Origin of the sequence: uncultured Turicibacter sp. (genome assembly GCF_938044715.1) — a bacterium.
GTDB classification, from domain to species: Bacteria; Bacillota_I; Bacilli_A; order MOL361; family Turicibacteraceae; genus Turicibacter; species Turicibacter sanguinis.
This window is the reverse complement of record NZ_CALIOS010000023.1, coordinates 15,260-41,749: the sequence shown is the minus strand read 5'-3', so window position 1 is coordinate 41,749 and position 26,490 is coordinate 15,260. Positions and strand designations below refer to the sequence as shown.

Below are 26,490 nucleotides of genomic sequence, written 5' to 3'. Positions count from 1 at the left end.
TTTCATGTTATCAATTGCAGCTTGTGCTCCAGGTACTACTAATTTATTTGTTTGATTTGGCATGTCATTCACCTCCTGACAATCTTAATATGTGTCGTTTCGACAAATTAATACATTCATTTACGTTTTTTTTATAAAAAAAACTACCGATTATTAAGTCGGCAGTTTAAATTGATTATCTTATATCTGAAACTGATATAGCTGAATTAACCACATTAGATGGAATTTCAATTTTATTTCCTTTATTTCCGTCACTAATTTTAACTTTCAAATCAAAATACATAGTTGCTAATCGATCTTCACTGATTGTTGCAAAAAAAGAAGAATATGCTGTTTGAAGTTGCTTAATGATTTCTTGAATTCCATCTTTATAAGATAGCTCATACTCTAAAACTCGTTCTGTTTCTTTATCGATTGTAAAAATATAATTTACCTTTGGTGCTAATTGATAAATAGCGTTAATATCAATATCAGGTGATACATTTAATAATTCCCCAATTAGAATTTGAATCATTTGATCAGCCTTAAAAAAATCAACATAAACTGAAATAACTTGTTGTTCATTATTATCTTCTAATATCACAAAATCATTTGCATTTTCATTTTTCACTGTTTCTTTATAAATTTGATTTAAATAATCAAGATTATTAAAATCAACAAAATATTGATAATATTTATCTGAAGTTGGATCTATTTCTTTAAACCATTGCCCTCTATTTAAATTCATATATAAAATTTTATTCTGGGCCGACCATTGTGCATATTGCTCTAATTCAACCGTCATTGGTGAAACCCCATAGCCATTCATTCTAATCAAATAATTAAGATGCGACACCGTTGAATCAGATTGTGAAACATCTCCTTCACTGCTTAATTCCATTTGATATCCTAATATATCGTAATTAACATTCAAACTAACATGATACGTTTCCAGATTCTTAGTATTATTAATAACAGCTGCTAAGAATTGAGCCTGTCGATAGTTTTCATACCATCCCGTTTTCGTAATGAAGTATCCAACGGGGGTTAATAAAAGAATGAAAATGATAATACCCATAATTATTTTTTTATTCATTATTATTCTCCCTTTTTAATTGTTAATATTTCTATTTTATCATATTATTACCAATAACGGACGATTGTCATGTAAATGTTAGAGCTTAAATGATTGTATTTTTATTTTTTATTCGATATAATGACATCCGAGTATGCTAAAAAGGTTGGTGAGCCCGTATGAAAAAAGTACTAGGATGCATTCGTAAAGCAGATCAAGACTTTTCATTAATACAAGAAGGTGACAGAGTCGCTGTCGGTGTTAGTGGTGGAAAAGATAGTATGGCATTATTATATGCTCTTCATTTATATCAAAAATTTGCTCCTGTGAAGTTTGAATTAGTAGGAATTACATTAAAGCTTGGATTTCCAGGAATGGATTTCAATCCTGTTGTCGAATTCTGTAAAGAACACGGTATTGAATATCATTTAGTAGATACACAAGTTTATGAGATATTACAATTAAATGCAGACGAAAATGGAAAAATTCCATGTTCTTTATGTTCTAAGTTCAAGAAAGCTATTTTAATTAAGAAAGGTGTTGAACTTGGATGTAATAAGATTTCAATGGCGCATCATGCTGATGATGCAGTTGAAACATTAGTGATGAATACGATGTATAATGGATACATGGCAACATTTAAGCCAAAAATGTATTTAGATCGTACTGATGTTACTTTTATTCGTCCATTAGTTTATTGTTATGAGGATGATATTATTTCTGCGGCAAATCGTCATGTTCCGATTGTGCCGAGTACTTGTCCTATGGATAAGCATACGAAGCGCGAGGATGTTAAACAGTTGTTAAAGAAATTGTATCGTGATTATCCAATGGCAAAACAAAATATGTTAAATGCTTTATCAAATGGAGATCGTGTTTCATTATTTGATGACATTTCTGATAAAGAAGCTTAAAAGTGCAGTGAATATCACTGCACTTTTTTTATAGCTCATTGATTTTTATTTTATTCATTCCCTGACGAGTATAAATGATAAACTTATGTTCTTCATAAAATAAATAATCAATTTCATTTAGATTGGTTACTTCATGTTTACGCAATGTATCTTTTAACCATTGTTTTGATTGTCCAAAACTTTGAAGGGCTTTTTCTTTAATTGAGCCTGATACAATAAGGGGAAGAGGGAAAACTTTTGTTGGTAATTTTTTTTCAAACACAATGAGTTTACCATTCTTTTCAATAATGGCATACTGAACATCTTCTGGATTAACTACACCTTGAGTGCGAAGTAGCATGATAAAGTCATCTAAATCAATGCGTATTTTCCCAAGCTCAGAGTAATCGATTCTACCGTTTTTTATAATAAGTGAGGGTTCTCCATCTACAATGTCACGTACCTTTGTTTTATGTAACTGAATTTTTGACATTAGAACTTGGAGTGTTACAATCATGACAACGCCGCCAAAGGAATCAACCCAAAAAGATTCTTCAACGATACCCGAAGCTGCTATATTAGCAATTAAGATATTAATAACAACATCGACCGCACCTAGTTGGTTTAGTTCTCTTTTACCCATTATTTTATAGCAAACTAAGATGACAACATAAAAAAATGCTGCTAACAATATTGAAGCTAAAACTTCCATCATCTAAAACAACCTCATTCTATACTTTTTCTTATAATTATTATTTTGGCATTAAATTCTTTATAATATACAAAAAAACAGCATAAAAATCATGCTGTTTTTTTGTATATTATTCTACTCCTCGATGGTAGTGTCCTTTTGTATAATCTTGTGTTTGTTTATACTGTTCTAGCCAGTCAACATCAATATTCTTTGTTTGTAAGGCTGTTTGATAAGCAGTAATCGCCTGATGCATTTCTGCTTCTGTTTCATTTGTGAATTCTAAACGGAATTTAGAGACTCCCATTTTTTGAAGCTCTTGTAAGAATTCGATGAGGATTAAGTGCTGTGAATTAAAAATTTCTGTGATACAGTTTCCTGTGCGAAGCAGTGGAAGAATTTTGTTTTTGCGATCGCGTAGCCCAAATGGTGTGGTTAGACATAAGCGACAGAATTCTTGGTTTGGCTGGTTTAAAAGCTTCACAGGACAATGTTTAGTAATCATCATCGGAATTCGTGCAAAGACTATTGCTTCTACTGGTAAAGAGGCGTATTTTAACAGTGTACGTATTTGTTTTTGGTTGATTTCATAAGATAAAGTCGTTTGAGTGATTCCCAATTGTTTTAAAGCTTCGATACTTTGCACATTATTATTATTGAAAGCAAAATCACTCATTAGGTTGTATCCTGAATCCTTTAGTGCCTCTAGCATTCCGTATTCACCTAACATAACGGTTTGTAATGGTAATGATTCCAGAATCTCAACTGTTTCTTTAATTTCTTCATCGTTAATGATGCGTGGAAGTTGCGGAATGATGGTTTTATTGTATTGTTGTGCTAATTCCACTGCCTTTTTTAATGTTTTAATTTCTTTATAATAAATGGTTTCGATGTCTTGGCGTTCAAGGATTGTTTTTAACTGTTTTAGGTTTCTTACACTAACGCTAAGTGTTGTCGTTTCTGAATGTTTTGCAGGTTGTGGATTCGTGAGAGTGACGTGTGTTTTTTCACGTGTTTCAAAGTGGCGACTACGTTTTAATTCTAGTTGCCCAAGCACCTCGCGACGGATTTTATTAATCACAGAAATCGGCATGGTCACAGATTCATCCATATTCACGCTCAAGTAACCAAACTTAAATGGCGTGCTACCTGTTTTTTCAAGCTGTTGTTTGAGTCGTTCTTTTGAAAGCGGGGTGTTACTTGCAGCTTCGAAAAGTTCTTCCGTTTCAACGGTTACCATGTTTGAAGCGTCATCCCAAACCATGATACGCAGTGGTTCTCCAAGTTTAGCACTAACTTCTCCATAGATGTCGATTTTAGGAACTGTTTTCTCAGTGACTTCCACACGTTTTGCTAGGGAAACGGATGTCGTTTTGTAGACTGGCATGCCTTTAGTTACAGGGAATGGGCAGTCTAAATCAACGAGACCTGGATTGGCAAGTTTGACGTCTTGGCCTTTAACAAACATTTTTTGTACTTGAAGTCCTTGATCTTTTTGTCCGACGAATCGTAGTCCATCTCCTACTTCTAAGGCTGACGTGAGTTTGAGGGTTACGCGTTTTCCTTTGACGTTTGCCACTTCTCCAATTTTGATTCCTTTATGGTTTGGACGGTCAGCACTCATCCAGTTGAGACCTTTTTCACCAAACAGGAATCCTTTTGTGAATCCGCGACTGAAGATTTGGTCCATGTCGGCATGGGTTTGTTTTGATAGTTTGACTTTTTTGTTTTCTAGGTATTGGTCAATCGCCTCTCGGTAGGCTTTGACAACTGTTGCAACATATTCTGGCTTTTTGAGGCGACCTTCAATTTTAAATGAGGTTACTCCCGCTTCAATTAGTTCTCCAATATGGTCAACTGTTTTTAAATCGCGTGGGCTTAAGATGAAGTCTCCAACGTTTGAATCCAGTGTTTCACCACTTTTAAGGTCTACTAGTTCGTATGGCAGACGACATGTTTGGGCACAGGCACCACGATTTCCACTGCGTGCTCCTATCATACTACTCATTAAACATTGTCCTGAGTAACAAACACAAAGGGCACCGTGTACGAAGACTTCTAAATCGATATCAACGGCTTGTTTCATCGCTTTGATTTCTTCTAGTGTATTTTCACGGGCAACGACAACTCGGTCTGCTCCGAATGATTTTGCAAATTCTACTCCTTTTGTATTATGAAGTGTCATTTGGGTACTGAAGTGTAATTCGAAGTCTGGATATAGTTCTTTGACTAGATGAGCGACTCCGATATCTTGAACGATGATCGCATCAACGTCGTTTAGGTATAAAAAGTGAATATATTCTTGTAAGGCTTCGAGTTCTGCATCAAAAATTGTCGTATTCACAGTAACGTAAACTTTGACACCATGTAGGTGACTGTATTTGATTGTTTCAATTAGTTCTTCGTTTGAAAAGGCTGCTTCTTTCCTCGCGCCAAATGCAGATCCTCCCACATAGATGGCATCTGCACCATTTGAAACGGCGGCTAGTAATCCTTCGCGGTGACCCACTGGTGCTAATAATTCAATTGTAGACATATGATCCGCTCCATTTTTCAACTTTTATTTTCATTCATTGTAACATAATTCAGTTTTAGTTACCAATGACCTGTTAATAGATTTTTAGTTAAAGTTAGGATCTACTTATATAAATTTTGTAAAAATTAATATACTATTAATTGTATTCTACTGTCGTCTATTATAAAATTATGTAGTTATTCTGAGACTACTTATATAAACTATAGAAACTAGGTGAAGAAAATGGGTAAGGCAAAAGATGCTCGTGCTAAGAAGTACGGTTGTTTAAAAAGCTTTCTTATAATGGTATTAGTATTATTAATTTTAGCTGGGGCCGGTTATGTCGGGGCACATTTTATGTTATCGAAGCTTGATCGTCAACAACTAAATGACTTAACAATTTCTGAAGAGGTTTTAAGTAACAAAAAAGGTTCTGGGGTAACTAATATCGCATTATTTGGAGTGGATTCACGCGAGGATGCTTATGAAAATACGCGTTCGGATGCGATGATGGTTTTATCCTTTAATAACAAAACAAATAAAGCTTATATTACATCATTAGTTCGCGATACTTATGCTTATATTAATGAACAACATGGTTTTGAAAAATTAACACATGCTTATGCTTATGGTGGGGCAACTCTTGCTGTTCAGGCGATTAATCAAAACTTTGACCTAGATATTCAAAAGTATGTGACGGTTAACTTTAATGCCGTTGAGCATATTATCAATAAATTAGGCGGGATTGAGGTTGATATCCAAGATTATGAGTTGACTGAATTAAATCGTGTCATTGCAGAAATGAATGTTGAAGTTAGTGGTGAGCCAGCAGACTTAATTGATGGAACTGGAGTGCAGACATTAAATGGTCGTCAAGCTGTTGCGTATATGCGTATCCGTAAGGTGGGTAACGGAGATTATGAACGTATGGAGCGTCAACGACATGTCATTACGTTAACGATGCAAAAGTTAATGAGTTATAATAAAGTTAAACTACTCGGTTTAGTGGATGATTTCTTACCATATATTCAAACAAATTTAACAACAAATGAGATTATTTCTCTTGGAACTCAATTCTTAATGAGTGGCGTTACAGATGTTGAACAATTACAACTTCCAAGTACGGAGTTAAGTTATGGTGGAATTTTAAATGATGGTCTTTATTATTTAGTTCCTCGTACATTAAGCGACAATGTTATTGAATGGCATGATATTGTCTATGAAATGTCTGACTATCAACCATCTAGTACGGTTGCAACTTATAATCAGAAAATTATTAATAATACGGGTATCAAATAAAAGTGGCGGTCTCTTATGAGATCGCTTTTTTTGTCGAATCTTTTGAATATACGCTGGAAGATAATCATACTATAATATCTTTAAGCCAAATGATGAAGGAGGAATTTCTATGTATTTTCTTCTGGCGATTTCAATGGTTGCAATCCCTCTCCTACTCGTTCAATGGGCATATATGAAATGGGTCGGCGTGACGAAGGAAGCGACTCATCACAAGTCAAGTGATTATGTAGATGAAGCGTTCAAGATGAATTTCATTCAAGGTAAAGTAAATAAGTAAAAGAGACTACTCAAGCGAGATAGTCTCTTTTATTGTTAAATGATGTATTTGATTTCGTAAGGAATTTCTAGATGGCTAAGTCCGAATTCGAAGAGTTCTTTGATTTCAGCCATGGTTTCTTTTGAATAGACGTATTTTCCATATCCAAATTGTCCGTATTTATAGGTTCTTTTTTCATCATCCATTGGTAGTTTCGTTTCTTCAAAAATTTGCATGATGTGGTTTTTGGCTGTTGGGGTGTAGCGATGGGAGATGATTTCAAAAGTGATGGGGGTTTTTAGTTCTTCTTTTGGGAGATAGTCTTTTAGCATCTTGATGAGCATTAAGTAGTCTTCTTTCCAGTGCGGATAGATAAAAACGGGTGCGATTAAGAAACCGACTGGATATCCGGCTTTAATGGCTTTTCTAGCAGCTTCAATTCTTTGTTTTGCACGCGGTGTAGAGTGTTCAAAGCTTTCGATTACCGTATCCGTGTTAATTGAGAATCTCATTTCGGTGTGGCCATTATGTTTTAGGAAGAGCAAGTTATCGATGTCGGTAAATTTGGTGACGAATCGGAATCTGGCATTTGGTTCTTTGGCAAAGAATTCGATGGCTCTTTCTAAAGCATGGGTATAAGGTTCGACTGGAACAGGGTCTGAGGTTGCAGATCCTTCAAAAATAGTTGGGTTAAACTTCCCAGTTTGGATATAGCGTTTAGCTTTTTTGAGAATATCTTCTTCATTGACATAAATACGAGTAAATGGCTTATCTTTTAGATTAGTATTTAAATAGCAGTACTCACATTTTCCAATGCATCCGGTAACGAGTGGAAGTTGATAGTGAGCAGATGGTTTACATGATTGGAATTCGAGTGTTCGTCTGACACCAACGACGAGAACTCGTTTTCCGGTTTCGTATTTTTCTTGTGGAGTTTTCCCCCTTAAAAAATTGACCCGATTATTTTCTAATATTTCAACTGGAACTCCATGTTCTAAGAACTGTCTTTGCAATTCTTTTCCTAGTTTATAGTCTAATGCTTCTTTTTCGATGTAAACTTTTTTTGGAATAAACAAGATACTTCACCTCCTAATGCTTAGTATTTATCGATTTTTGTAAAGTATTTGTTTTTTTAGTTGGAAGATGCTTGTTTTTATCAATTTAATAAAAAAGATGTATCCATTAGGGATACATCCTCTTTTTTTAGATTCGATTGGCCGCTTTTAGGCGGTTATAGCGACGTGTCATATAAATTTGAAAAAGGGCGGCTGATGGAATCGAAACGATCATTCCAAGCATTCCAAGATAGTGTCCACCTATTAAGATGGCGATAAGAACCCAGACTGGGTTGAGTCCAACGCTATTGCTTAGAAGTTTAGGTTGGATGACGTTGGCATCAAGTTGTTGGTAGATAGTTAGTAAGACGAGAGATAATATGGCCATCTTAAGGCTTGAGAAGAGCCCAAGAAGACCTCCTAGTACGGCACCAAGTATTGGTCCAACATAGGGAATAACGTTAGCAACACCGGTAACGAGTCCAACGAGTAGTGCAAAGGGATGACCGATGGCAATTAAAATAAGGGATGAGAAGATCCCTGCCAAAATGGCAGCAATAAGCTGGGCAATTAAGAAGCCACCAAAGACGGCATCTAAATCTTTTAGGAATTGTTGGCTTCTTTTGAGTCCATTTGGTGTGAGTAAGGTTTGTCCGGCTTTGTAGACTGATCTTGTTAGTGTTTCTTTATCTTTAAGGAAGTAAATGGATAGGATAATGGTTGTTAAGACACTAATAATAAATCCTGTCATATTTGTAATCATGCCGGTTCCAAATTGAAGGATTTGGGTTGCGATATAGTTTAATAAGTTGGTAATGGCACGTGTGATTTCATTAATTTGTTCTTCTGTTATAAAAGATTGAATATATGGACTAATGTCATCTATATATTTGTTGAAGGTCTGATGCAGAGCTGGAATTGAGTCGACTAGTAGTTTTAGGTTGGTGATAATAGGCGGAATAATCGTATTAAATAATAATAAAATTAGCATTACAACGAGAGAGACAACAATTAAAAGACTGATTCCTCGTGAAGCACCTGATGAAAGGTCCCTTTTCATAAGTTTTTTAGTCATTTTTTGGAGATTTTTTTCGACGAATACGGTTGGTTTCCATAAGATGTAGGCAATCGCAAATGCAATGATAACAGGGGTGATGACAGCCATGAATTCTTTGATAGCTGCGATGATCAATTGAAGATTTTGAATGAGATTGAAGGCAAGAATCAAAGCTAATCCAACGGTAAAGGCCATGATGCTGTATAGGAGTTTTTTATTGTTTTTTAGATGTGCAAACATGTGATTCCTCTTTTCTAACGTAAAATATTAAACCAATTTTACCATTTAATCGAAGATAAATAAAATCTAAATTGTCTTTTTATTTCATCCAATTTACTTTAGTGATAACAAAAAAGAATCCAATAGTTGGATTCTTTTTTGTTATTTGTTAGATTTTACTTTTCGAACATATAAAGAACTTGAAGTTGTAAATCATCAAAGTGATCAATGAAGCCAACATAAAGTGTATAAACACCAGATTCTAATGTGTTAACATCAATGGTAATAAATCCATTCTCATCAATCATCGTTTCAAGTGTCGTCTCCTCGAAGGTTCGATTATTTCTTAAAGATAAAATTGGCAATAGGTTTTCACCTTTTCGATTAATCACATCGAATTTAAATTGAATTTTTCCATCTTGCGGGGTTAACATTCCACCCTCGATGATTTGGTATTCTATTTTAACATTTACCAATTTTGTTAATGAAGATAATGGAGACAAATCTTTAATTTCATTATATGAAATATCTAATGTCTCTAGATTGTTTGCATACTCTAATCCTTTTAGGCTAGAAATACGAGAAGAGCTCACATTTAATTCAGTTAATTTTAATAAATCCCCTAGTGTAATCTCTGTTGTTGCTAAATTTAATTGGCTAATGATAGCTGATTTTAAAATTGAATCTTCAAACTCAATAACTTGAGTTAAATCGATTATTTCTTCTAATCCATTTATTGCGGATTGCAGTTTTTCAATCATTTGATCGACGTCTGCTTGTTGACTATCATTCGCCTTAAGCATCTCCATTGCTTGATTAATAGTCGTTTGTAAAAGGGCAATACTTTCTTCTGTATAACCTTCTAAATCAATCAGGTTCGCCTGCTCTACTAACTCAATTAATAATTCGTAATTTGTTGCCACAATTAATTGTTCTAAAGCTTGTGCCAATTGATTTGTTAATTCATTGATAATTTCTTGCGTATAACCCGCTGCTAATTGTTCATTAACCCTTGTGACAACCGAGATTAATTCACTCCAAGATGCTTCTGTATAATGGTTTGCATTTAACTCACTGATGCTTGTTAGTAAATCATCGAGTTGTGTTCGATCAATTCCCACACTTTCACTGTTGGCAAAATGTAGTTTTGTATCTCCCCAAGTGGCGTGATCTGATCCATCACCATTTCCACCATCTTTAACGACTAGTTTAAGTTGTTTTGCTCCAGCGATGCTAACTTCAACATATTTTTTAGCATCACGTGAATTCATGACCCCACTATCAAAGGCTAATTCATTATCAACAAAGACTTCAAATTGTACACTTCCAACACTTCCATGCATGGCACGATCTACCCCGACATATGCTGAGAAAATATCGTAGTTTTTGTCACTTAAGTCATACATAATTGTTGCCGTTGAGTGGGCTCCAATTCCTCGTTCGTAAGTTGCAACCGTTCCATCTTCGTTTGTTAAGCGTAATGTATTTGAGCTTGCCGATTGATCTTTTTTTGTACTTCCATAGCTTTGTTTAGCTGAAGTCCAATCATAATCTGTTAAGTAGTCGAAGTCTTCTAAGTTGACAACCGAAATATGGCGCGTTTTTTCAACTGTATTACCATCAGAGTCTGCAACTTTATAATGAATGCTATACACTCCTGGTTGATTAAAGTTGATGCCTTCTAATCCACTCACGATGACAGACGGTGTTATATCACCATCTTCTTGATCGATGGCTTGATAAATACCTGCTATATTTTCTAATGTTTCCCCAACTTTAACCGCTATATCTTTTTCAACAGTTAAAACAGGAAGTTTCGCTTGTAACACTTGTTCTGCTTTGACAAAGTGGGCTTCAAATAGTTCATAGGCTGGATAACTTGCTTGAATTTCTTCTTTGAAAGCATTTAGCTTTTCAAACGTATTATAAGCTTCAGCCACTTCTGTTTGTGTTTCATCTGTAAATAATTGAGTTTGAAGTTTTGTCGCAATCTCATCTTGTTTATAGAATGAAACATTTCCTATTGATGCCCACCCTTGATTCGCTTCAACGAAGACAAATTTGACACGACGAACGTCTTGACGATTTAAAGTGAATTGAATGACATCATTGGTATTTCCTGTATAGGTTCCTGCTCCGGCATAGATAAAGTCATTTCCTGTTGCTTCACTTGAAACATAAACTTCAAATTTTGTTGCAAATCCTTTTCCACCACGACGCCCCGCATACGTCATCGTTGCGACATCCGAATTTGTTCCTAAATCGAACACGACTTCATTTTTAAAGGTTGGACTGTTTGGTGAATTTGTTTCCCAATGCGCATTTAAATCTGATGTTATTGCATTTGCAATCACACTACTTCCATAATGTCCGGCATTATTAGAAACTGATGCGACTGGAATTTTAAACATTTCGTTATACGCTGCTAATTGACTAAATTGACCGTATTTTGATTTTATTACTGTAAAATCTTCATACACAACAACATAAGCCGTTTTTTCCACCTTATTACCATCGCTGTCACTAACTCGGTAAGTCACTTCAAAGCGTCCCACTTTATTTTCTTCAAAGTTATTTGAAATGATTTCAATTTCCTCTGTTAAATCTCCATCTTCTGCGTCAGTGGCATTTAATCCTGCCCTAAAATCAACCGCTTCTCCTAAGTAATAGGTTTGATCCATCACCGTTAAGCTTGGTTTAGCATTGTTTGTTGTTAAAATAGGATGAGCAATCACCCCATGATCACTTGTATTTCCATTTCCGGCATCATTGACTTCAATTACTAATTCATTTACACCTTGAACTGGAACTTTAATCGCCACCATATTATCAGCATGACGTAATGTATTCGTTGTCGCTACAACTTCTCCATCGGCTTTAATCACAAATTTAATACTTGAATTGGTTTGTTCAACGATGGTCATATCCACACCGACTAAGGCTTCAAAATAGTCATAGTCTAAGTCTGATAAATCATAGGTAACACTAGATGTTGCATGAATTCGAAGTCCATTTTCAAAGTTTTTAATGTCTCCATTCACACGACCTTTAATATCTGTTTTACGAATTGTTCCATAACCTAACTTAGAGTCTGACCACTGTAAATCTGATAAGTAATCATAGTCACTTACAACGATTACAAGAATCGTTTTAGTTGCAGTTACTCCGTGATCTTCGACTGTATACTCAACTGAGTAAGTTCCTTTTTCTTCCGTATTAACGGCTCCACTGACAACAATTGAATCCGTCATATCCTCTCCAAGATAGTTTGTTGCCTTCACTAAGTCCATTGGATTGAATGATTCGTGAAGTTTAATGGTATATGTCTCTTGCTGTACATGAAGCGATGGTGATAGCGATTGAATGCTAACAGGGGTTGCTGTGTGTAATGTTTTATCATAAGCAACAACCGTATACTCAACTTGTTCGCCAATAACGGCCTCGGTATCAATAAAGCTATTAGTTGAGGTAAATCCGATTAATTCGCCACTTTTAAAGATTTCATATCCCATGACATCATTTGAGGCACTTTGATTAACATGGAATGTGAGTTTAATTTGATCTGATAATGTCGATAGATTGAGTGCTGTGGTGACATTATCATCAAATCCCGTTCCCTCGTATTCGATGTAATCATAATTAGCGTACCAAGTCTTCACATTTGGTTTTTCATATTGTCTAGTGAATTCTTTTGTTTCATCTGACACGAAGAATCCATGGCGTTCAAAATGTTCCGTTAAGTCCAACTCTAAAGCAATACTAGAATATTTAGCTAATTGATTTAATTTATCATTAGCTGTATTACTCGAATCTAACACGACATTATTTTCACGATACAGGCTATTTAATTTCCCCCAATAACCTGGATAGATCATTTCAAGTTGCCAAAATACTGCTAATTGTTCAAAATATCCACCTGCATAATAGGCGTTATTATCTGTTGCAATTACATTTTTATAAACGTGGCTTTCAAATGGAATTCGTTTATTTGGTTTATTGTAATAATATGATGAGAACTGAGGAATCATGTTATTCGTCACTTCTCCAATTGTTCGAACGCCAATATCTAAACGGTGCCCCATTTCATGGTCAACACCCCATCCACCAATGCTCGTTAGCATTGAAACCATCACATCGCTTTGAACACCGATATGATTTCCTGCTGCATACATATATCCAAATGGTTGTGCTAAACGGATATTTTCACGTGTATACTTCACATCATGTTGCAGGCTACTTCCGTCTAACCCTAAGTAATCAAATACCATGTCCATATGATCATTGTACATATTAACGGTATTCATTGGGCCAAATTCTTGCTCGATATACGCTGTATAAGCCCCCGTTGCTGTCCCAGTGAATACTAGGTGATCAGAAACAACTTCAACGACATCAATCATTTGACGATCCATTACATCTGGATTAGCGGCCTTATCTGCATCTAGACGAGTTTTATAATCTTTTAGTAAGTCTAAAAATTCTTGTTCATTTGTATTAGCATCCATCATTGGGAATTTTTCAACCCCCTCAGCGAATCGGATAATAGGAGCTTTAGATTGTTGTTCCTCTGTATATGGATTTAAAATATAAACGGCACCACCAGGGGTCACACTATGATTATACCATCCATCATTTTGTGAAACTGTCGGTACTGTAATAACATTTTTCCCAATATGTAAGCTAACTGTTCTTCCCCAATTTGCAAAACTTCCTTCTTGCTGTGAAAAAACTAATTGTGGTAGCGGTTGTCCAGGCTCTGCATCCACATAAACTGTAATTTCTTTACCTGCTAAAGCAACAATTCCTGTTGATTGGAAGTTATCCCCGAATCCAAATTTTAAATTTTGACTGGCGTGAGCATTACGATCCCCATGCTGTTCGGCAACAACTGTTTTAATAGTTTGTAACTCCCCGTTCAAAATATCTTTTGCAATTTGAATCTCTTCTAAGTAAACAGTTGCTAACGGATGTCCTTCAACCTCTGCTTCTAACACTGCTAATTTTTCAATCGTATTATACGCTTCAGATACGGTATCCATTAATCCATCCGTAAATAAGTTTTTCATTTGATTTAAGACAGTATCTTCTTTGTAAACGCGAATATCTCCAATAGATGGTCTATCTTGATAAGCCTCTTCAAAGACAAATTTAATACGTTTTGCTTTGGTCGAATCAAACTTGATTTCTAACATATCATTTGTAACAGTATAACCACCTTCTGAAACTTTTTGGAAATTATCCCCTGATCCGACCGGTGAAATATAAATACTAAACTTGGTTGGAAATCCTTTATTAATTGTTCTCGCCTTATAGGTTAAACGATCGATTTCGGTTGCTTTATCTAAAGTTAATACGACTTCATTCTTAAATGTTTCACTATTAGGGGTTCCTGTCTCCCAGTGAGTTGTTACATCTTCATCAATCGCATAATTTATTGCTGCTCCACCATAACTTCCACCATTATTACTAATATTAGAAATGTTTACACGAAATTGCTCATCATACTGATTGATATAATCCGTATAGAAAGGTGTAAACTTTGACACGTTTGATGTTCCGGATTGAATAACACCAAATTCTATTAATTCTTTTGCTAAATTTAATTTTTCAAGATATTCGTCCGCAAATGGATGATTTTTTGATAATTCGATCAAGGAATTAAGTGCACCAAGAGTTCCAAATTCAGGAGTGATTTCACTCATTGAAGGATCAACGAATAATCGATTCATCATTTCTGATAAGCTATCTTGTTTATAAATTCCAAACTCAGAGGCAACTGCCCAATCTTCATATCCCTTAGTAAACACAAATTTAATTCGACGTGCTTCTGTTGGATTAAATAATATTTCCATCGTATGATTCGTATCAATTGACATTTGTCCACTGGTTACCTTTTCAAACGTTTCTCCCTGGCTAGTTTTTGAAATATAAATTTCAAATTCTTGAGCAAAACCGCGTGAACGATTATTGGTATACATGATTCGGTTAACTGTTGTTAATTCATCCAAGGTCACAATCACTTCATTTGTATGAGTTGATGTATTTTGTTTTCCTGAATGCCAGTTAGTATTGAAGTTACCATCAATTGCTTTAGTAATATCATTCGATGCGTATTGCCCACCATTTGTTGTAATACTTGTAATTTTTTCAGAAGGAATTTTATATAACTCGTCATATGCCTCTAATCGTTCATCCGCTAATGAAGTGAATTTAGATACAATCGCATTCATATAAACAACTTCCATACTCTCAAGTAAAACTCGTGCATTATTAAAATCTTCTTTATACTCATCGTATAAAGGATGATTCATCACTGTGGCTTCGAATTCATTTAATTTTTCAAGTGTATCAACATGGGAACTTAATTCATTTTTTGATTCATTCGTAAACATTTCATTCATTTGTTCAAGAATAGCATCTTCTTTATAGAACCAAAATTCTGAAGCACTCGCCCAATTTTGATTAGCTTCTTTAAAAACAAATTTAATTTTTTTTACTGTCATCGTTGGAAATTTAAATTCTAAAAGATCTCCTGTTGTTTTATGTTCTCCCGTTACTAATAATTGATAATCTTCATCGCTTCCACTTAAAGAACCATAAATTTCGAATTCAGTTGGAAATCCTTTACCTTTTGCTGAATCTTGTCGAGTCGCATAGATTAAACGGTTAATGGATTCAACTTCTTCAAATTCAAAGACAACTTCATTTTTAAAGGAAGAATTATTCTGCTTTCCGGTTTCCCAATGAGTTGATAAATTTCCATCAATTGCTTTATCAATTGAACTTGATGAATACTGTCCCCCGTTATTCGTAATCGATTTAATTTGACTAGTTGCTATTTTAAATTGTTCATTATACGATTCAAAGTTACGATAATTTGTTAAGGTAAATGGCGTAATTGTTGCTGTAACACTTTGCATACTTTTTGATTCATTTAAATCGACTACCGTTTCTTTTGCTAATTCACTAGCATAAATGTCGATCATTGGTGAAAAGTTAGATGCTATCAATGATACTGCTAAAATAGCTGATAGTTGTTTTTTCATACTTCGTCCCCCTTGGAAAATTTTTAAGGATTATTCAATAAAATAATGGAATATTCGCCTCTTATGTGACTAAGAAAACTATTCCTGCCTAAGAAAACAAAAAACTACCCTAAAGGGTAGTTACCATCTAATTTAAGCACCACAAAAAGTTCATAACTAATCAACATCATGTTAGTTTTAATCAATTTATGACGAACAAAGAATAGATTTTCTTCGGCAACTGGCTAGCATAGTCTCGATTGACCTTAGCCCCTTTAGCTTTGCGTCTTTGGATTTCTCCAAATTTGCCTATAAAATTTAGGATTTATACATTTTTCCATGCGATTTCTACAACTTTTACGCATTCCCATCATACTAGAAATTCCCAATGAATGTAAAGCAGAATCTAGGTGTCAAGATTGTCACCCATTTAACTTTAATAGCATTTTATCGAACGCTTCCTCAATAAAAAATTATCTTTTTTATGTCATAATTGAGAATTACTTTAATTTTTTTGGTAAATCATAACGATGAAGGAGGTGACAAATGATGTCAGGAAAAATGCATAAATATAATGAAAAAAAAGTTAAACAACCTGGTAAAGTTTATGAAGCAGGTGAACCTGTTCCAGGAACTGGAGTGACAACTAAGAAAAAAGAACAAAAACATTAATGACATTTAATATCAGTCCTTTTTTACCTCAAAGAAAATGGACTGATTCTCTTAAATTGTAATCAATTTTAATAAACGAATCAGAACCTCAAATAATTAAATAGGCCGCTAATCATTAGCGGCCTATTTAATTTCAATGGAATATCTAAACGCTTTACTCGTCATCTGTGAACCCTTCTTCAAGTATTTTATCATGGCTGGCGCTTAGTTTTGAATATCTTCAAAATAATACTTCACTGAATCTGGTACAAGATAAATATCGTAAATTTCATATCGGTCTTCTTCTGGCCATGGAACAAAGGAGACAAGTATCATTTCCCCATTATCTAACTGCATCATGACGAAGTTTGAATAACTCACTCCTGTTGAGCCTGTCATATTTTTTAATCCTAGAAACTTTTCATACGTTGCCTTTTCTTTGAATAGATCATGAAATAATTCAACATATTCTTTATAAGACTCGTCGTCTGTTTGAACTAAATTTCCTGTTAAAGTTGAAAATAATTGAATGGATGTATGAATCGGTGTTTCCTGTAGATTCTCTTGTCTTTGACACCCTGCTACGATGAACAGTAACATCATGATCATGATTTTTTTTAACATTTCATTCCCCCCTTTAATTCATCACATTTAAGCGCTATTAAATTTCATAATATCAGCTCCTACAAGACATCATGTCCCTTTATATCTCGCATCTTATATTTTTCCCCCTCATTGCAATCATGGTTATCCTTTTCTTTAACATCCTATTCCCCTTACTACTAAAACGATTATACCATTTTTTAACAATATTTATTTATCATTGTATTAAAAAAGTGCTATCTCAAGGATAGCACTTTTGGTTATAGTTCTAATTCATAGTAATCTGATGATGTAATGAGTGTAAAGTTCAATGCCTCTTCTTCGAAGTTAACTAAAATTTTTGAGGCAAGTGTGTTATTTGTTTTGATAACGTAATCTTGTAACACAGCACTTAGAATTTGTCGATGTTCTTCTTTCATTTCAAAGACATTGACGTAGGCCGTATTAAGTTTTAGGTTGAGATCCGATGGTTTATAAATGAATAACAATCCACCTGTCATACCGGCACCAATATTCGCGTCCACATCTCCTAAGGAAATAACAACTCCACCTGTCATGTATTCACAGGCATGAACTCCCATTCCGTGATTGATTGCCGTTGCACCTGAGTTACGGACGGCAAAACGTTCTCCAACTCGCCCTTCAAGATAACATGTTCCTGAAGTCGCACCGTAAAGAATCGTATTTCCAGCAATTAAGTGATGATTGATATATTCAGGGTTTTCTTCTTCTAATTGGCGAATCGTCTCATTAACTTTAACGGTAATACGTCCGCCACTTAATCCTTTACCAACATAGTCATTGGCATATCCAGTATGAATAAGTTCAACACTTTCATTCATGAAGGCTCCAAAACTTTGTCCAGCATAACCATAAGTTTCAAATGTACGCATTTGATCACTTACGAGTTGCACCCCAAGTGTTCTTAAAGAAGAATCAATAGTATTTACTTCGTTTGCCACTAACTTTGGCACTGGTATCTGCTGTTTTCTCACATTCATATCTTGAGTCACAGGCAATGGTTGTAACCAATCTAATTTTAAATGATTTGGCACAACTAAAAGGTCTGTGCGTCCACGAAGTTCTTCAAGTGATTTCACTCCAAGGTAAGACATAATTTCACGTGTTTGGCGCGCCACATAAGTTAAATAAGTTTTTAATAACGTCGGATCTTGTTTGAGGCGAGCACGCAATGTTTCATCTTGAGTGGTAATTCCAGCGGGACATTTACCTGTATGACATTGTTTACATCCGATGCAGTCTACCATGACAAGGCACATGGTTCCGATTCCGAATTCATCGGCTCCAAGGATTGCTCCCATGACCACGTCATACCCTGATTTAATTTGTCCATCAACTTGGATAAACGTTTCATGACGTACATCATTTTCTAGTAATGATTTGTGCGCTTGATATAGCCCATATTCCCAAGGAAGTCCCGTGTATTTTAGTGAAGATTTTGGTGAAGCACCTGTTCCTCCATTAAATCCTGAAATAACCACTTTAGCAGCTCCTGCTTTAACCACTCCATTTGCAATCGTTCCAACGTTTGCAAGTGATGCTAATTTAACACTGATCAGAGCAGATGGATTTGTTGTTTGTAAATCATGAATTAACTGCGCTAAATCTTCAATGGAATAAATATCGTGGTGAGGGGGTGGTGAAATTAAATCTACACCTTGTTTGGCATAGCGAACGCGGGCAATATTTTCATCAACTTTTGATTTTGGTAAATGTCCACCTTCTCCAGGTTTTGCACCTTGTGCCATCTTGATTTGAATTTCTTCAGCGCTACGTAAATACTCATAGGTAACACCAAAACGGCCTGAAGCAACTTGCTTCACTTTTGAAGCGGTCATCGTTCCAAAACGTTCAACAAGTTCCCCACCTTCACCGCTATTTGAAGATGCTCCAAGTTCATTAAAAGCACGGGCAATCGTTTCATGAGCTTCAATAGATAAAGCACCGTATGACATCGCTGATGCAACAAAATGACGAATAATCTCTTCGACTGGTTGAACGTCTTCGATTGCTATCGATTGAGTTCTGTTTAAGCTTAAGCAATCACGAAGGTTAATTTGGCGATTTCTTTCTTCTTCAGTTAAGCGTTTGAATCCATCATAATCATTAGCGGATACGACAGCTTTAATGTCTTTGATGAATTTTTTTGAGTATGCGTGATTCATGAAGATTGAGTCCATGTTTTGATATTCATTGACTTTTGCTAAATCTAGCCCTTCTCCTAGTAATCCCGCTTCAATGTCTTCGTAGGATTTCCCACCAAATAATGATGATTTACTTGTAAATAAAGAGGTCACCTCATCATTTAGACCAACAACTTCAAACACTTTTGATCCACGGTACGAAGAAATCGTTGAGATTCCCATTTTAGCCATTTGTTTTAATAAAGCGGCTTTACATCCATTTAAATAATTTTTAAGCACTGTTTCTTTATCTTCTACATTTTTTGTAATGACGTGATAGCAGAAATATGGATAGATGAAGTCACCTCCATAAGCAAGTAACATTGCAAAATGAATCGGTAAACGGGCATCACCACATTTTAAGATGAGTCGAACTTCTAGACGTTTCCCCATTTTAACTAATACTTCATGCGCAATACTTGTCGCCATTAAAGATGGAATGACTTTTCCTTCACATTCATCGTCTAAAATAATGATATGAACACCTTCATTTGTTGCCTCAATGACGCTTTGTCTGAACTTCGCAACAGCATCACGTAAGGTGGTGTCAATTTTTAACGATAGGTGAATGTGTTTGAATGTGGTTTCCTTTAGTAAAGTTTCATATTGATTTTGCATTAAAATAGGTGATTCTAATTGATACACTGGGTAAGTTAATGGCTCATCTTTTAATGAGACAACCGGTGTTAAAGAAGTCTTTAATGAGAAGACTCTTTTTTCACGGATTGAATCCAGTGGTGGGTTGGTTACCTGTGCAAAATTTTGTTTGAAGTAATCGAAGAATAGTTGTGGACTAGACTTTAAAATATTCAACTGTGCCGTATATGGAAAAGATCCAATGGCTTCCTTTCCCGTCTCCACTAATGATTTTAACTCTTGCATGTATTCGGCTTTAGTGTAGGCAAATTTTTGTGTGTAATCTGCTACTTCTGCGTTAAAGTCATACTTTGCAGCTGGTTTGATTATTTTTTTTGTCAACCACTCATGATATGGATGTTGCGCGGCTAACATAGCTTTGACTTCTTCGTCTTTTGTGATGATTTGGTTGTCTAAATCGATACAAAGTAGCTCGCTTGCTTGAATTCGGCTTGCCATTTTGATGTTTTCAAGCGGTGTATTTAGGACCCCAATTTCTGAGGCTAAAACGACTTGTTTGTCTGTTTGAACGTAGCGGAATGGACGTAATCCATTGCGGTCAAGAGTAGCAATTAATTTATGCCCATCACAAATAATAACCCCAGCTGGCCCATCCCATGGTTCTTGTTTTAAATTACTATATTCATAATACGCTTTAAGTTCCTCACTCACACCCGCATCTTTTTCGTATGCTTTAGGTAATAAACGCGTCACGATATTTTCAAGGTCAAATCCTTCATAAATCCAAGACTCAAGCGTTCGATCAAGATTTGCACTGTCTGAATGGCGCTCATTACAAATTGGATAAACGTCTTTATGAGTCGCAAGTCCAACGCGTGAATTTGACCATTCAATATTACCTGACACCGTATTGATTTCTCCGTTGTGTGCTAAATATCGGAATGGCTGTGCTAAATTCCAAGATGGATTGGTATTGGTTGAGAAACGTTGATGTACGATACAGAAGTTTGAATGGAACGCTTCATCTTGTAAATCTAAGTAATAATTCGGTAATTCTTCAGGTGTCAATAATCCCTTATAAACAACTGTTTTTGCTGAGCATGATGATATATAACACGTACGATCAGCTAAATTAGCAAACTTCCATTGTTGCTCAATGCGACGACGCACCTTATATAATGTCACTTGGTCTTCACAATCTAAAATAAATTGCATAATAAATGGTTCTGTTGCACGTGCCTTTGGTTTTAAAAGAGTTGAATCAACAGGCACCACGATTTCTTTCATGACCTCAACATGATTTGATTTCATTGCATCATGTATAATATCTAATGCTTTTTTTCTTTCAACTAAATCTTTTGGTAAGAAAGTCATCATAAGGGCAAATGAACCTTTGATGTCATATTTTTTTTCATAATAATGATGGGGAATTTGCATTAAAATCCCACATCCATCACCTGTCCCATCCTTCGCTTTTCCCCCGCGATGGCTGAGTGCTTTTAAGAGGGTCATCCCCTGTTGAATAATTTCATGGCTATAAGTTCCGTCAAGATTAGCGATGGCCCCAATCCCACAATTTGAATGATCAAACATCATGCTTTCCTCCTTACTCCTACATAAGTATCTCCCAATTTTAGGTACTTATGTTAATTATCATATGAAGTGTTCATATCGTCAACTATCATACGACCTTTTCTGACACTTAAGGATAAAAAAAGAGAGCTAAGTCGGACATTAGCTCATCTTAATTTGATTTCACTTTTTTCGGCTTACTTAATTGATCTAATTTCCAAGGCAATCGATTGGCTAAGACAACATAAGATTCAAATCCTAAAATTAGTGTCGCGATAAGATATAGGGGGAAGCTAACTTGTATCGCAGTAGCTATTATTCCTACTAAATGCCCAATTTTCGGCATCCGACTTCGACTGCATTCACGATATGTATAAGCATGAAGTAATAATAAAACGACTAAACTAAATGAATTAATAATAAAACCACCAAGTAATCGACTCGTCCATAACTGAGTGGCTGGGATTAAGAGTAACATAAAAACAATTTGTAAAAAGATTGTTCCTAATTTTAAAAAACCTATTTCTTTTCTGATCATCTTATTTCCTCCTTTACCTATAAAATATGCAAAGGCCTAGAATTGGGAACTAAAGTTTTGACTATCATCAATCATTTTTTTAAAAAGCAAATTTCTAAAATAAGACTCAAAAAATTTATCTATTTTTTTCCTAAACATATTTAAAGGAGCCAATGTTTGGCTCCTTTTGTCAGTTTTAGTTTGTTTTTTTATAGGCTGCTTTCTCTGAAGAAACCAGCATAATGATTAAGAAGATTAATAAAAAGTAAGGTAACATTTGTAATCCTAGAACTTTTGATAGAGCGCCAAATAGTGGTGGAATTAAGGTGCTTCCCACATAGGCTGTTGCCATTTGAATCCCCATTAAACGCTGAGATAATTCTTTTCCAAATCGATTCGGCGTTTCGTGAAGCATTGCAGGATAAATTGGTGCACATCCTAATCCAATGAAGATGAGTCCTATTAATTTAAACACACTAGTGATGGGTAAGACTAAAAGAATAGCTCCTATGATACAAATTGTTTGTCCGATTCGGATCATTTGTGTATTCGTTAATTTCATTGTTAAAAATCCAGCAATGAATCTTCCGACTGTAATCCCTAAGTAGTAAAATGAAGCCCATTTAGCGGCCAATTCAACAGCTAGTCCATCGTTTACAACTAAGTAAGAACTGGCCCATAATCCGGTGGTAAGTTCCACTGCACAATAACAGAAAAAGGCGATAAGTGTCGGTTTTGCTCCTGGAATTTTCAATAATGATTTTATTTTGATACCATTATCGTCTTCCTCCTCCACTTTCTGAGTCGTTTCAAATTGACGCCATAATGGTAACGAAATAAACAAACAAATAACGAGTATCGCTTGAATGATTCCGATGGTTGCGTATCCGATTCGCCATCCATTTTGATTGAGTAGAAATAAAGACATGATGAATGGTCCTGAGGTCGCGCCAATTCCCCAAAAACAGTGAAGCCAGTTCATGTGTTTCGCTTCATAATGAAGAGCGACAAAGTTATTTAAGGCAGCATCCACTGCTCCAGCTCCGATTCCTAGTGGAATTCCAAGAAGACAGATCCAAATAAAGCTTGGCGCAAAATAAATCCCGAGTAAGCCAGTGGCTGTTAAGAGTACACTGATGGTGGTGACTTTTCCTGTTCCAAATTTTCGAATCATTTTTTCGCTGAAAAAACTTGAGATAATGGTTCCTCCACTGACAATCATGGTCGCGATTCCGGCATAAGAAATAGGAACATTTAAATCAGTATGCATCAATGGCCATGCTGAACCTAGAATGGCGTCTGGTAAACCAAGACTAATAAAAGCAATATAAATAATTATGAGCAAAATTGTTAACATATTTTTCCTCCCCTTTATATCCATTATACTCATTTTTGTTAAGTTTTTTGAAGTATTAAAACCGTTACCGAATATTTTATGGAGATTAAAGGTTGGAAGCACTAAGTCATGCATAGATTTTATCAATGAAAATAAAAAATTCAGACTCTGAAGTAGAAGCTAGATTTCAAATACTAAGAAAATAAATAAAGGAATTTCCTTAATTCTGTCCTTTATTATCCCTATCTAACACATATAAATTTAAAACAGACTGAGACTGCTAAGCAAAAAAATAATTCTGTTTGAAGATAGAATAACTCTAAATATGATATAATATAGGCATTTTAATCTATTATTAAGAGGTGAAGATTCATGAACTTGAACCATCTACAATATTTTCGAGTTTTAGCTAAACTTGAGCATTATACACAGGCTGCTGAACAACTATCAATTACTCAACCAAGTTTGAGTCATGCTATTTCATCACTTGAGAAAGAATTAGGAGTTTATTTATTTGAAAAACAGGGACGTAACGTTCGCCTCACCAAATACGGACGATTTTTCTTAACTTATGTTGAAACAGCGTTAAATGAATTAGAACTTGGGGAAAAGAAACTACGTGAACTAGCAAGTAATACACAGGGTTCCATTGAATTAGGATTTATTTGCACACTTGAAGGGTTATTTGTCCCAACACTCATCAATCAATTTTTACAGCAAGATGATTATCAGAATGTCCATTTTTCTTTCGCACAAGGAGAATCCAATCAGTTATTGCAAGGGTTAAAAGATGAAAAGTATGACTTAATACTTTGTTCATATGTTGACAATGAACCTGACATTGAGTTTGTTCCCATTACTGAACAAGAGTTGGTTCTCATTGTACCAAAGAATCACCCTCTTGCTCATCAAGATGAGATTGATTTAGTAGATACAGTAGACTATCCATTTATATCTTTTAATAAAGAAACCGAACTTCGACATACGATTGATGATTTATTCTTAAAATCAAATACAAAACCAAATATCATTTGTGAAGTCGAAGAAGATAGCGTGGTTGCTGGATTAGTCGCTTTTAATTATGGAATTGCGATTTTACCTCGAGTTACTATACTAAATCAATTCGATGTAAAAGTAATTAAGATTTCAAATCCTAATCCCACTCGCTATATTTATTTAGCCAGTGTTCGGAATAAATCTATTAGTCCAACTCTAATGGCATTTAAAAACTTCATTATTGCTCAAACGAAACATGAATTATTGAAATAAAAAGGCATGAAGCGCGCTTCATGCCTTTTTATTGCAAATCATTTTTAACTTTGACTAAATATTTATGAATGAGGTTATAATCATCCTCACTCAAGGTTTGATCTTCTATCATTTGAATTAATAAAATTTCAAGATTTTCAACTTCATTGCTCGTCTTCATCTTTAAATCCTTCCCTTATAACTCGATACTCAATTCCTTTCACATCATGATTATAGTCTTTTTCATATACCCATAAATCAATACGATTATCTCGACTACAAGCGCCACAGGCATCTAATACGATTGCTTTTTGCGCATCACCTGATGGATAAGTGATTTCTAAGATAGTTCCATAATAATTAGGAACTCCACGTTCATTAAGTCCGACTTCTAATACTTCATTAATATTTACTGCAACAATCGGTAACCATTCTTGGTATTCATCATCATAAAAATGCATCACATTATTAATATTACGAATTTCTGTATCATTATAAGATAAACCATAACCGACTTTAACTTCACCAGACTGAACACTGTAAAAGGTTTGTCTATAATCTTTATAAACTGATTCAGTTTCTTCTATACCTGCATCTGGTTCTGAATCATGTGTCATTGCGATTGGTGCAATATCACTTTCTTCACCTGAGTTTAATTTAGCAACCTGCTGTGTTCCCTCATCAGATTCCACTTCCTCATTCACAAGCACCTCATTTTCAGACTGCTCTACTGCCTCTGATAATGCAGAAAATAATTTTTCATTGGCCACTTGCTTTTTTATGTCATCAGAAGTAATCATTTCTGAATTTGACTTATTTAATTGTTTAGAAGTAGTTTGAGTTTCTCCTGTTTGTGACTCCTGTTTTTGCAAAACATTTGAATTTGATACGGTTTTTAAAGTACTGTTTTCTGTTTTATTTTCCATCGTTGTCATAACTGTTGAGCTTTGAATATTTTGCTTTTCATTAGTAACGGGCATTCTAACCGATGAAAAAGTGAATATTACGGTTAAAATTAAATTTGTTATAACTGTCAGCATATTTCACCTCGATTTGGATTTAATAACAGAAATCACAGGTATAGTATGAACCGATTTTTTTATTTTAAACACGCTTTTATTTTTTTATTTTTAAATTCTGAATATTTTTTTGTCGTTTTCACACAATAATTAGTGTTTTGAATTTCACTAATCTAATTGAAAACTTGCGAAAGATTTAAAAATCGAGTATAATTAATTCTGTAAGTTAAGTGATAAATTAACCTGGGGATGTTACGGATTCGACGGGGGCATTTGAGCTTAATAAGCAAGCCGTGTTCGCCCACGTTAAAAGGTCGAGGTTTATAATAACCGGAAAAACAAACTTACAATTAGCTGCTTAATATAACGTAGCTGCCTACTCACTCAATCGCCCATGTTGAATGTTTAGGCTCACTATTAGTGGGATACGCTAGTCTGTGCCGTTTGAATAGCCTAGAAGAGATTATCAAACTCGCGGTCTGACAGGTCTGTCGCCTAACCAGTCACCCGTTAAATTCAATAGGAGACTAAGCTTGTAGAAAGTTAAGTGGTCGGTGTTTTCGGACGGGGGTTCGACTCCCCCCATCTCCACCATAATATCCACGTCCGCAACTGTTACAGGAAATTGAACAAAACAAAAACCATTATCTGAGTTCAGATTAAATCTGATTTGAGATAA

General features: G+C 35.0%; 17 protein-coding genes, 1 other RNA gene and 1 riboswitch. Of the genes, 6 read left to right on the top strand and 12 right to left on the bottom strand.

Going from position 1 to position 26,490, the window contains the following annotated elements:
- Positions 1-175 precede the first annotated feature (175 nt).
- A complete protein-coding gene (locus QWC74_RS02430) occupies positions 176-1,075 on the bottom strand; it encodes a hypothetical protein (RefSeq protein ID WP_288993888.1) in 900 nt (299 codons plus the stop codon).
- 158 nt (positions 1,076-1,233) lie between these two features.
- Between QWC74_RS02430 and QWC74_RS02425 the strand changes: the two genes are divergently transcribed.
- Positions 1,234-1,968 carry a tRNA 2-thiocytidine(32) synthetase TtcA gene (locus tag QWC74_RS02425; RefSeq protein WP_006785014.1) on the top strand — a complete coding sequence of 245 codons (735 nt, stop codon included), beginning with the start codon at positions 1,234-1,236 and terminating at the stop codon, positions 1,966-1,968.
- Between the two features lie 28 nt (positions 1,969-1,996).
- Here the strand turns inward: QWC74_RS02425 and QWC74_RS02420 are convergent, their stop codons facing one another.
- Positions 1,997-2,662, bottom strand: coding sequence for a DUF421 domain-containing protein (locus QWC74_RS02420; protein ID WP_006785015.1), 666 nt, complete (start codon positions 2,660-2,662; stop codon positions 1,997-1,999).
- Between the two features lie 106 nt (positions 2,663-2,768).
- The gene (locus QWC74_RS02415; protein WP_006785016.1) at positions 2,769-5,174 is read right to left on the bottom strand and encodes a DUF3656 domain-containing protein; all 2,406 of its coding nucleotides are present in this window, start codon (positions 5,172-5,174) and stop codon (positions 2,769-2,771) included.
- Between the two features lie 222 nt (positions 5,175-5,396).
- Here QWC74_RS02415 and QWC74_RS02410 point away from each other — a divergent pair, with 222 nt between their 5' ends.
- Together QWC74_RS02410 and QWC74_RS02405 are read left to right on the top strand one after the other, a co-directional pair.
- A complete protein-coding gene (locus QWC74_RS02410) occupies positions 5,397-6,452 on the top strand; it encodes an LCP family protein (RefSeq protein WP_006785017.1) in 1,056 nt (351 codons plus the stop codon).
- A gap of 109 nt (positions 6,453-6,561) precedes the next feature.
- On the top strand, positions 6,562-6,729 hold the full coding sequence (locus tag QWC74_RS02405; protein ID WP_006785018.1) for a hypothetical protein: 168 nt from the start codon (positions 6,562-6,564) through the stop codon (positions 6,727-6,729).
- 35 nt (positions 6,730-6,764) lie between these two features.
- Here QWC74_RS02405 and splB read toward each other — a convergent pair whose 3' ends face one another.
- From splB to QWC74_RS02390, 3 genes are all read right to left on the bottom strand, one after another.
- A complete protein-coding gene (splB, locus tag QWC74_RS02400; protein WP_006785019.1) occupies positions 6,765-7,784 on the bottom strand; it encodes a spore photoproduct lyase in 1,020 nt (339 codons plus the stop codon).
- Between the two features lie 127 nt (positions 7,785-7,911).
- The gene (locus QWC74_RS02395) at positions 7,912-9,060 is read right to left on the bottom strand and encodes an AI-2E family transporter (protein ID WP_006785020.1); all 1,149 of its coding nucleotides are present in this window, start codon (positions 9,058-9,060) and stop codon (positions 7,912-7,914) included.
- Positions 9,061-9,215: 155 nt separating this feature from the next.
- A complete protein-coding gene (locus tag QWC74_RS02390) occupies positions 9,216-16,085 on the bottom strand; it encodes an NPCBM/NEW2 domain-containing protein (RefSeq protein WP_006784107.1) in 6,870 nt (2,289 codons plus the stop codon).
- Positions 16,086-16,297: 212 nt separating this feature from the next.
- Positions 16,298-16,384: riboswitch (cyclic di-GMP riboswitch) on the bottom strand.
- A gap of 226 nt (positions 16,385-16,610) precedes the next feature.
- On the opposite strand from QWC74_RS02390, the gene QWC74_RS02385 reads away from it, so the two are divergent.
- Positions 16,611-16,736 carry a hypothetical protein gene (locus tag QWC74_RS02385; protein WP_006784108.1) on the top strand — a complete coding sequence of 42 codons (126 nt, stop codon included), beginning with the start codon at positions 16,611-16,613 and terminating at the stop codon, positions 16,734-16,736.
- Between the two features lie 204 nt (positions 16,737-16,940).
- Here QWC74_RS02385 and QWC74_RS02380 read toward each other — a convergent pair whose 3' ends face one another.
- The 4 genes from QWC74_RS02380 to QWC74_RS02365 all read right to left on the bottom strand — a co-directional run bounded on the left by QWC74_RS02380 (position 16,941) and on the right by QWC74_RS02365 (position 23,565).
- Positions 16,941-17,339, bottom strand: a complete 399-nt coding sequence (locus QWC74_RS02380; RefSeq protein WP_006784109.1) for a hypothetical protein — start codon at positions 17,337-17,339, stop codon at positions 16,941-16,943.
- Between the two features lie 239 nt (positions 17,340-17,578).
- Positions 17,579-21,715 carry a glutamate synthase large subunit gene (gene gltB, locus QWC74_RS02375; RefSeq protein ID WP_155222905.1) on the bottom strand — a complete coding sequence of 1,379 codons (4,137 nt, stop codon included), beginning with the start codon at positions 21,713-21,715 and terminating at the stop codon, positions 17,579-17,581.
- A gap of 148 nt (positions 21,716-21,863) precedes the next feature.
- Complete coding sequence (locus QWC74_RS02370; protein ID WP_006784111.1) at positions 21,864-22,229, bottom strand: hypothetical protein; 366 nt, start codon at positions 22,227-22,229, stop codon at positions 21,864-21,866.
- A 175-nt stretch (positions 22,230-22,404) separates the two neighbouring features.
- Entirely contained in the window at positions 22,405-23,565 is a 1,161-nt protein-coding gene (locus QWC74_RS02365; RefSeq protein WP_006784113.1) for a sugar MFS transporter, read from the bottom strand.
- Between the two features lie 351 nt (positions 23,566-23,916).
- Between QWC74_RS02365 and QWC74_RS02360 the strand changes: the two genes are divergently transcribed.
- Positions 23,917-24,813, top strand: a complete 897-nt coding sequence (locus tag QWC74_RS02360) for a LysR family transcriptional regulator (protein ID WP_006784114.1) — start codon at positions 23,917-23,919, stop codon at positions 24,811-24,813.
- A 28-nt stretch (positions 24,814-24,841) separates the two neighbouring features.
- Here QWC74_RS02360 and QWC74_RS02355 read toward each other — a convergent pair whose 3' ends face one another.
- On the bottom strand, positions 24,842-24,973 hold the full coding sequence (locus QWC74_RS02355) for a hypothetical protein (protein ID WP_009607026.1): 132 nt from the start codon (positions 24,971-24,973) through the stop codon (positions 24,842-24,844).
- The gene (locus QWC74_RS02350; RefSeq protein WP_229059776.1) at positions 24,957-25,832 is read right to left on the bottom strand and encodes a hypothetical protein; all 876 of its coding nucleotides are present in this window, start codon (positions 25,830-25,832) and stop codon (positions 24,957-24,959) included. The genes QWC74_RS02355 and QWC74_RS02350 overlap by 17 nt, the downstream gene beginning before the upstream one ends.
- Before the next feature lie 224 nt (positions 25,833-26,056).
- On the opposite strand from QWC74_RS02350, the gene ssrA reads away from it, so the two are divergent.
- Positions 26,057-26,405: a transfer-messenger RNA gene (gene ssrA, locus QWC74_RS02345) on the top strand.
- The last annotated feature ends 85 nt before the right edge of the window (positions 26,406-26,490 follow it).

Excerpts from the sequence above, each read along its gene's own strand:
- QWC74_RS02420 (WP_006785015.1), bottom strand. The coding sequence starts at position 2,662 with ATGATGGAAGTTTTAGCTTCAATATTGTTAGCAGCATTTTTTTATGTT.
- QWC74_RS02425 (WP_006785014.1), top strand. The coding sequence starts at position 1,234 with ATGAAAAAAGTACTAGGATGCATTCGTAAAGCAGATCAAGACTTTTCA.
- QWC74_RS02370 (WP_006784111.1), bottom strand. The coding sequence starts at position 22,229 with ATGATCAGAAAAGAAATAGGTTTTTTAAAATTAGGAACAATCTTTTTA.
- QWC74_RS02410 (WP_006785017.1), top strand. The coding sequence starts at position 5,397 with ATGGGTAAGGCAAAAGATGCTCGTGCTAAGAAGTACGGTTGTTTAAAA.
- QWC74_RS02380 (WP_006784109.1), bottom strand. The coding sequence starts at position 17,339 with ATGTTAAAAAAAATCATGATCATGATGTTACTGTTCATCGTAGCAGGG.
- QWC74_RS02415 (WP_006785016.1), bottom strand. The coding sequence starts at position 5,174 with ATGTCTACAATTGAATTATTAGCACCAGTGGGTCACCGCGAAGGATTA.
- QWC74_RS02355 (WP_009607026.1), bottom strand. The coding sequence starts at position 24,973 with ATGAAGACGAGCAATGAAGTTGAAAATCTTGAAATTTTATTAATTCAA.
- QWC74_RS02385 (WP_006784108.1), top strand. The coding sequence starts at position 16,611 with ATGATGTCAGGAAAAATGCATAAATATAATGAAAAAAAAGTTAAACAA.
- QWC74_RS02365 (WP_006784113.1), bottom strand. The coding sequence starts at position 23,565 with ATGTTAACAATTTTGCTCATAATTATTTATATTGCTTTTATTAGTCTT.
- gltB (WP_155222905.1), bottom strand. The coding sequence starts at position 21,715 with ATGATGTTTGATCATTCAAATTGTGGGATTGGGGCCATCGCTAATCTT.
- QWC74_RS02395 (WP_006785020.1), bottom strand. The coding sequence starts at position 9,060 with ATGTTTGCACATCTAAAAAACAATAAAAAACTCCTATACAGCATCATG.
- QWC74_RS02405 (WP_006785018.1), top strand. The coding sequence starts at position 6,562 with ATGTATTTTCTTCTGGCGATTTCAATGGTTGCAATCCCTCTCCTACTC.
- QWC74_RS02390 (WP_006784107.1), bottom strand. The coding sequence starts at position 16,085 with ATGAAAAAACAACTATCAGCTATTTTAGCAGTATCATTGATAGCATCT.
- QWC74_RS02360 (WP_006784114.1), top strand. The coding sequence starts at position 23,917 with ATGAACTTGAACCATCTACAATATTTTCGAGTTTTAGCTAAACTTGAG.
- QWC74_RS02350 (WP_229059776.1), bottom strand. The coding sequence starts at position 25,832 with ATGCTGACAGTTATAACAAATTTAATTTTAACCGTAATATTCACTTTT.
- QWC74_RS02430 (WP_288993888.1), bottom strand. The coding sequence starts at position 1,075 with ATGAATAAAAAAATAATTATGGGTATTATCATTTTCATTCTTTTATTA.